General features: G+C 52.2%; 6 protein-coding genes. All 6 read right to left on the bottom strand.

Annotated features, from left to right (window positions below; all coding sequences use genetic code 11):
* Positions 1-33 precede the first annotated feature (33 nt).
* A complete protein-coding gene (locus tag BQ5383_RS00355; protein WP_033120806.1) occupies positions 34-1,260 on the bottom strand; it encodes a plasmid recombination protein in 1,227 nt (408 codons plus the stop codon).
* Between the two features lie 242 nt (positions 1,261-1,502).
* Positions 1,503-2,444, bottom strand: a complete 942-nt coding sequence (locus BQ5383_RS21380) for a hypothetical protein (protein ID WP_235821902.1) — start codon at positions 2,442-2,444, stop codon at positions 1,503-1,505.
* Between the two features lie 54 nt (positions 2,445-2,498).
* A complete protein-coding gene (locus BQ5383_RS00345; RefSeq protein ID WP_033120805.1) occupies positions 2,499-3,032 on the bottom strand; it encodes a hypothetical protein in 534 nt (177 codons plus the stop codon).
* A 263-nt stretch (positions 3,033-3,295) separates the two neighbouring features.
* A complete protein-coding gene (locus BQ5383_RS00335; RefSeq protein ID WP_033119709.1) occupies positions 3,296-3,568 on the bottom strand; it encodes a type II toxin-antitoxin system YafQ family toxin in 273 nt (90 codons plus the stop codon).
* The gene (locus BQ5383_RS00330) at positions 3,561-3,842 is read right to left on the bottom strand and encodes a type II toxin-antitoxin system RelB/DinJ family antitoxin (RefSeq protein ID WP_005948237.1); all 282 of its coding nucleotides are present in this window, start codon (positions 3,840-3,842) and stop codon (positions 3,561-3,563) included. Before BQ5383_RS00330 ends, BQ5383_RS00335 begins: the two co-directional genes overlap by 8 nt.
* Positions 3,843-4,087: 245 nt before the next feature.
* Positions 4,088-5,614, bottom strand: coding sequence for a hypothetical protein (locus BQ5383_RS00325; RefSeq protein ID WP_060811998.1), 1,527 nt, complete (start codon positions 5,612-5,614; stop codon positions 4,088-4,090).
* Between the last annotated feature and the right edge of the window lie 519 nt (positions 5,615-6,133).

Here is a 6,133-nt window from a genome sequence, read left to right as displayed (position 1 = left end):
GCGGCTCTTGCAAGGCTCCCGGACAGGCTTCTTTTACAGCTCCATACCGCCCCAGGTGTGGCCCTGTTCCTGTTCTCTCTCCGGCTGCTGCACCTCTGGCACTGGTAGCAGTTCCCGCGCCTTTTCGACCAGGGGCCGGAACTGCTCCGGCAAGTGCTGATCCAGAAAGTCCAGCACCGCCCCGATCCCTTCCCGGAGCCGCGCCGAAATCCCACGCTCCCAGCTCAAATCTTCTTCCAGGTATTCCACCTGCACTTTGAGCTGCCGGTTTTCATTTTCAAGCCGCTGCCGCTCCTGGGCCTCCTTCAGTTTTTCTTTCATCGAGGGGATTTTCTGCTGAAGCTGTTGGTTTTCTACCTTCAGCTCCCGCACCTTCTGCTCTGCCGCCGCGCCCCGGATCACCGCCGCCTTCAGCTCCTTCACCTGCTCCACCGTCACACCCTTGACGGCCCCTGTCAGCGTCTTTTCCGGCTGTATCGCGTCCAGATCGGGCTTAACCTTCTCCACCGCTTTCAGCAGCTTCACATTCCCTTGCAGGGCCTTTCTCTGCTTTTCCAGGGCCGCGATCTCCTGCTCTGCTGCTGTCACCTGTTCCTGGATAGCTTCAAGCCGCTGGGCCGCTGCTCTGTACTCTGGTAGCTCCATACGCTCGCGGCCACCGCCCAGGCTGATAATCTCAAACTCGTGAGCCTGGGCGATTTCCGTTAGGGCTTCTTTCTCCCGTTCCATCCAGGCTTTCCATTCGGTCTGCTTTCGGCCCATCCCTTCAAATCCCTGCTGCTTTAACGCCTGTTTCATTGATACCCGCGTTGAGAGGCCCCGGCTCTGCTCCGTTGCCACAGGCACGAAGTCCACATGGAGGTGGGGCGTGGCCTCGTCCATGTGCAGCACCATATTGAACACCCGCAGATGAGGGTTGCGCTCCTGGAAGGACTCTGCAAATTCTTTGAGAGCTGCCGCCGCCCGTTCCCCTCCAGGGGAGCCGCACCCGCAGTCCGTCAAGTTGCCGATCTGGAAGATAGCCTCGTGAAATAGCTTCTCCTGTTTGCTCTGCCGGATATGCTCATAGTAATCTGGTATCTTGTCCCTGGTCTTTTTCTTTTTGGCATTGTAGGCGGCCAGGGCTTCATCGAAAAGTTCGTGGTACACCTTCTTCAAATCCTCGTTGCAAAAGGTGACATTCTGCCCCGACCTGCTCCGGTCTACATTCGCCGCTGAAAAGCTCCTGTTGTTGTGCCGGATACTTCCCCGGCCCGTCATTCCCGAAATGGTTGTGCCTATAAAATCACCCGTCCCTTTCCTGCAAAAGCCTATATCCTACTACTCCTATTTTACCATAACTGGCCGCAGGCCACAACCTCTTTGTTACTTTCTTGTGAGAAAGTAACGTAAAAGCACTTTCACACCGCCGCCCCTTCGGGGCTGGCAGTATGAAAGTGCTTTTGCGCCCTGCCGGGGGCTAAAAGAAGCAGCCTCACAACTGTCTCCAAGAATTTCTGTTGTCACTCTACTTCTTCTGGTGCAAGAGGATAGCCACACAATTCATCTTCCTGTGCAGAAACCTCTGCGTCCTCTGTTTTTACAAGGCCGCTTTCTTCAAGCAAATCTGGCGGCACAGCACTTACAGCTAACTGTTGTTCTTCCGGCAAGCTATTATACCAATCCAGCCATTCAAGCGTTTCTTTGGAAAGGCCCTCCGCATCTACCATCCGATCACCATATCGGACTTGATTTCCGGCTCCTTCTCTTTGCTCAAAAACGATCCATTTCTCGTTCATAAAAATCTCTATGGTATTGTCGGCCCCGTATTGATATTCAAATCCTGTTCCAAAATTAGATTGGTTATCCTTTGTCGGTATCTCAGAGCCATCAACCGATGAAGTGATTTCCCCGTCCATTACCCCGCAATGGCCACTTATGGTACTTTCTTTCCCCGTATCATAGTAGAGTTTGCCATCCACCATTACCATAGGGATTTTATCCCATTCTTGCGTTTCTTCCTGTCCCGGCAGTTCATTCTCACTTACAGGAACAATCTCATATTGGTAGTTGTCCCAATAAGATTCAATATCAGCTGCTGTAAAATAATCCAGTTTCTCCTCTGGAAGTTTCAGTCTGCCTGACTTTACTGCTTCTGCACAGTAGATAATCTCATAACTTGTATCATTTGAGAGATTAAACCGAAAACTTGTTACTGTCCCTCCAGCAACAGGCTCCGTTTTTTTATCGCTTACCTCCAATCCCGAAAACAGAAAATAAATATCCTCTATATCATCGGTTTTTGTAATGACTTGCTTTTCAGCGGAGTTTGGCACAACATTGCGATACATCTCGATATTATTCACATCAGCAACATCAAAAGGCATTGAAATAGTTTCCTTTTTTTCGCAACCAGTGAATACCAAAACCATAGCCGCCACCAAAACAAGAGCAATCTTTTTCACTGTATCACACCGCCTTTCTTAACTTGTAGTGACGAAAAAAATATCCTTTTTTTCCTATCTGCCACCAAAAATTTTTGAAAACCAGCTTTTTTTCTGTTCCGGTTCCTGCTGATCCGTTCCAGCCTCCCCGGTAATAAGCTGCTGCTGGATTGTCCCCGCGTGTAGGGCCTGGGCCGCTGCCGCTGTCTGCTGGGCGGCGGCCAGCGCGTCAGTAAGCCGGGTAATGGTCTGGGCCTGCTGCTCGATCTGCCGGTCTTTCACTTCAAGCTGCCCCTGCAGCGTGTCGATGGTGGCCTGTAAAACAGAAATCACACCATCAACCTCTGCTGTTTTTTCTGCATTTTTGGTTGACGGCGCGTCAACCAAACCGTCAACCGCGCCCGTCAACTGGTTGTCGGTGGTTGACGGTGCAATTTCAGAAAACGCCTGTTTTATCAGCTTTTCGCCGTCAACCTCTACCATCAACCTACCGTCAACCGTTGCCGTCAACCCCTGTAAACTGGTTGACAGTGGTTCACGCTTAATTTTTTTGAAAACAGCTTGCTTTGATACCCCTATCTCGTCAGCTATCTGCCGGATCGTTTTCATACCTTTACGAACAGGCCCACAGGACACACGCCCTTAAACCCCGGCGTAGATATGTACCAGCAGCCGGGGCCTGTCGGCTCCCACGCTACTTCCAGGGTAATCTCGTGCCACCCATCAGGGAACAGGGCCGTAAAACCCTGCCCTGCGTGTATGCCGCGACCTTCCAGGAGCAGCCGAGGGTGCGGATCATCGTCTGCCGGATCGGGAAGCTGTATCTGCGCGATCCTCTCTTTATCCCAGCTCATAGACCTTTCCTCCTTCCCCTAAAATAAATCGCTATGCGATCCCGTCCGGGTGAGATATAAAATCAGCTCGTCCCCGTCCACTTCGTAGATCAGCAACCAATCCGGCGTAATGTGGCACTCACGACACCCCGTATAATCCCCGGAAAGTTGGTGCTCCCTGTTCTTCTCTGGCAACGGCTCCCCCGCAGCCAGCTTTTTAATAATATCCGTCAGCAAAGAAATATCAAAGCCGCGCTTTTTCACGCGCTTCAAATCCTTCTGAAATTTTGTGGTTGGTCTTATGTTATACATCGGCAAGCAGCTCCTCCATCATCTGATCGACATTGGAATAGGTCTTGCCGAGGCTCGGATCGGCCTTCATTCTCTTTACTTCCTTGATTGCTTCAACGGTTTCAGCGTTCGGCACATCGCCGCTGATTTCAAAGGGTATTCTATACTCCCGCACCGCCTTACGCGCAAAAACATTGAACGCCGTTGTCATCGTCATTCCCATATCAGCACAGAACGCCTCAAACTGCCGCTTCAAGTCTGCGTCCATACGAATGTTAATATTTGTATTTGCCATAGGTAGCAACTCCTTTCATTCTTATTATATCCATTGTATAACTTTTTATTTACAATGTCAATATATGTTCCTGACCGTTTACCCAAGCACTGGCCCTTAAACTTCTACCCTGGTATGTTCGCATTTAGAGGGCAAAAAAGCCTTGATTTATGCGGCTTTCCAAACGCGGTAGAGAGGGGGCCGGTATATTTACCCTCGGAGGGCTGAAAACGGCTTCTAAAGCGTAACAGGGGCCTTTCTGGGCCTTATTCCTGGCCCCCATCGTGCAGCGCATCCAGGAGCCAATCGCTCAACTCCTGGGAAGGGGACACCCGCACCGTTATATGCCCATTTTCAAAGCGCACCGCTGGCGGCGGACAATCCCACCACTTGCGGACGGTTTTCGGATCAAGGCCAGTTTCCCGGTGACAGTCGGCCTTGCGCCCCTCCGGGTGCTGCTGCCGCCATTCATAAACCCGCGCCTGGGCCGTTCCGCTGCCTTTAGGCCGCCCGTTCCCTTCTCTCCAATTCGTACCATTAGCCTTATCGTTAATCTCCTGGATTGCTCTCGCGCCCTGCAAATGTACTGGCTGTTTGCGCCAGTTCCGCTTGTTGACAGGCATAGTCAGACCGGAGAGCTTCGCTATATCGTCCCTGGGGAATGTCACATAGTCCTCGTTGAACATCTCCAGGGCGCACACCACATCATCTTTCGTGAAGCGGTTTATATCCTCCACGCTCATATCATCGTAAGGCCGGAGCAGCGCGAAAGCGTCCCGGCGCAGCTCGTCCTCGTCTATCCCGCATTTTTTCGCATAAATCGCCAGCGTCATAATGCCATAGAAACGATGGCCCACCCGGATTTCATCGGCGATCCGGTGCAGCCACCAGTCGTAAAGGTCACGCTTGACCGTCCAGCGGCCCCGCCGCTCCTTCTTGACGATCCGCCGCTCATACCAATCCGGGTACTTCTCTTTCGCCTCGGCCAGCGACAGGCGGCTCTTTCTCATAAGCCCTTCAAGCCGCTGCTGCTCCCCGTTGCTGTCCGGGATATAATCAAGCAGCCGCACCAGCTCCACCGGCCCGCCGAGCCGGAACGCCCTCACAGGGTACTCACGCCCCAGCTTCGAGCCGGAGCCGACCACCCGAAATCCCTGCAAAATCCCCTGCATTTGTGGCTCCTTGATGGTGGAGGTAAACTTATTCCAAATCTGCCGAGTGAGGGAATATTTCAACTCTTTCAAGCATTTCTGGTTGTACGGGTACATAGGCACCGGCTCTTTCAGCACATAATACAGGTGAAGCCCTGTCCCGCTGTTTACAACAAAGGTTGCCTGGGGCAAAATATCCTTGTTCATCTGGTGCAGCGTGTCCCGGAGCTGGGGCATACCTACCCCGTCCAGGTCAAAGACCAAAGCATAGAGATACCGGGCATTTTTGCCGCACCGCCGCAGCCCAAAATAGGAGATCGGGGACATAATCGTAAAATCGGTGTCTTGCAGCTCCCTCAGCTCGTCCAGCTCGTCAGTGATGGTACAGCGTTTCGCTTTACCGTCCCCCTCGATCTGCAGGGCGATCCCGGTTGCCCTGTCAACCTCACCTTTCGTCACTGTCACCGCGATCCCGTTTCCCTTCCTGTCCTCAAAATGGCCCTTCCTCTCGAAAGATCCTTCCGGGAAGATCTCACGATAAAACTCATACGGCTCCACCGGCTCCAAAAACTTCTCTAAATGCTCATTCTTTTCCCTGTAAAGTTCCCGGAGCTGTTCCAGGGCTGCTTGCTGATCCTCCATTCCTTACACCTCTTTTCGTACATTCTGCAAACCCACAGGGGGAAAAGGGGGAGCCAAAGAGCGGCCCCTTCGGGGCCTTAAAGAGAAAGTCACCTCCCCCTTTTCCCCCTCGCTCTGGGGCATGGAAATGATGGAAAACCTTTCAGGTTTACCACATTCCCACACCCCGCCGCTCACCCCCATAACCCCCTCCGACTTTCTCCCTGTCAGAGAGAGAATATTTTATTATTTTTTCCCTGGCCTAAAGGCCATAGGGGGGCATATATTATCAATACATTTTATTCCCTATTTTACGACAAACCCATTTCAGCTTGTCCCCTTCACCCCATAGGGGGGCATATATTATCAATACATTTTATTCCCTATTTTTACTGTTATTATAGCCTGTCCGGGCGGCTCTTGCAAGGCTCCCGGACAGGCTTCTTTTACAGCTCCATACCGCCCCAGGTGTGGCCCTGTTCCTGTTCTCTCTCCGGCTGCTGCACCTCTGGCACTGGTAGCAGTTCCCGCGCCTTTTCG

It is taken from the genome of Angelakisella massiliensis, assembly GCF_900104675.1.
Taxonomy (GTDB): domain Bacteria; phylum Bacillota; class Clostridia; order Oscillospirales; family Ruminococcaceae; genus Angelakisella; species Angelakisella massiliensis.
This window is presented reverse-complemented; position numbering and strand designations above follow the sequence as displayed.

What these genes read in the sequence shown, in the direction of transcription:
- BQ5383_RS00355 (WP_033120806.1), bottom strand. Translation starts at nt 1,260, where the DNA reads ATGACGGGCCGGGGAAGTATCCGGCACAACAACAGGAGCTTTTCAGCG.
- BQ5383_RS00345 (WP_033120805.1), bottom strand. Translation starts at nt 3,032, where the DNA reads ATGAAAACGATCCGGCAGATAGCTGACGAGATAGGGGTATCAAAGCAA.
- BQ5383_RS00335 (WP_033119709.1), bottom strand. Translation starts at nt 3,568, where the DNA reads ATGTATAACATAAGACCAACCACAAAATTTCAGAAGGATTTGAAGCGC.
- BQ5383_RS00330 (WP_005948237.1), bottom strand. Translation starts at nt 3,842, where the DNA reads ATGGCAAATACAAATATTAACATTCGTATGGACGCAGACTTGAAGCGG.
- BQ5383_RS00325 (WP_060811998.1), bottom strand. Translation starts at nt 5,614, where the DNA reads ATGGAGGATCAGCAAGCAGCCCTGGAACAGCTCCGGGAACTTTACAGG.